At 51.9% G+C, this 1,294-nt stretch carries 1 protein-coding gene; it reads left to right on the forward strand.

Features of this window, described 5'->3' with window-relative positions; all coding sequences use genetic code 11:
• The first annotated feature begins 108 nt into the window (after positions 1–108).
• Positions 109–1,275, forward strand: a complete 1,167-nt coding sequence (locus EJP87_RS18755) for a transposase (RefSeq protein WP_227657734.1) — start codon at positions 109–111, stop codon at positions 1,273–1,275.
• The last annotated feature ends 19 nt before the right edge of the window (positions 1,276–1,294 follow it).

The raw sequence follows: 1,294 nt of genomic DNA on the forward strand, positions 1-1,294 counted from the left end.
CCCTTACAGGTGTAGGTTTTTTATAGAAAGTTAGAAATTAACGGCGAAACAAGAAGATCCGATAAATAAGTACGGTCACCACACCAAACTTACTTGTCGGAGGACATCATGTTTCGCCATCCTGGATTGTACACGTGGGTTGACACCGTTGCCAGCCATTTTCCGCAATTGAGCAAGCCGCAGGCCCTTGTCTTGGCGTTGTGGAGTTTTGGCATGACCATCGCCAAATCTTGCGCGTTGGGTGCTGTGGCAGATTCTCTGGCGACACTGCTTGGCCGGTCGTTTGGTACTATGCGTGAACGTTTGCGCGACATGTATCGGGAAGCAGGTGCAAAATCTGGTCAGAAACGTGACGAGCTTGATCTGAATGTGTGTTGGGCACCATGGTTGACCTGGGTGTTAAAGAGTTGGTCGAACAAACAAGTCGCCATCGCCATTGACGCAACGACATTGGGTGAACGTTTCGTGGTTCTTGCCATCAGTGTTCTTTACCGTGGCTGTGCTGTTCCGGTGGCATGGAAAATTTTGTCTGCCACTGGGAAACATCCATGGGAACCAGAGTGGTTAGCTTTGTTGAAGCACTTCAAAGCAACCATACCGCCAGATTGGACGGTGATCGTTCTGGCTGATCGAGGCTTGTATGCTAAGTGGTTGTTTTTAGCCATTATCGGTTTGGGTTGGCACCCTCTGTTGCGTATCAACCAACAGGGTACGTTTCGACGTCAAGGTCGGTGTCGTTGGACACCTTTAACTGAGTTGGTTCCCTCTGTAGGTCGGAGTTTTGCGGGACACGGCACGATTTTTCAAAGTAAGAAGGCTCGGTTGGAATGCGTGTTGCTGGCTCGTTGGGATGAGGGGTACAAGGAGGCTTGGTTGGTTCTGACCGATCTTCCACCACATTCGGCAAATGTATGCTGGTACGGGCTGCGGGCTTGGATCGAACAGGGGTTCAAACGCCTCAAACGTGGGGGATGGCAGTGGCAGTACACGCGCATGGAAGATCCTGCTCGTGCGGAGCGAGTGTGGCTTGCCCTCGCCCTGGCTACTTGGTGGTTGCTGTCTGTGGGCGGCGAAGCAGAGGCATCCTTGCCCGTCGAGACCATGTCCCAAGTGCCTGGCTCTGTCCGAAGACAACGGCAAGGGTGGCGTTTGGTAGGCATCTTTCGACATGGTTGGAATTTGATTATGGCGGCTTTGCTCAACCACCAACCGATTCCTCTCAGTTACGGGGTGCCGGAACCTTGGCCAATTCTGCCTAAAATCGAGGTGATATGAAAAAATCTACACCTGTAAG

Origin of the sequence: Candidatus Magnetaquicoccus inordinatus, assembly GCF_004217665.1 — a bacterium.
Classification (GTDB): Bacteria; Pseudomonadota; Magnetococcia; order Magnetococcales; family Magnetaquicoccaceae; genus Magnetaquicoccus; species Magnetaquicoccus inordinatus.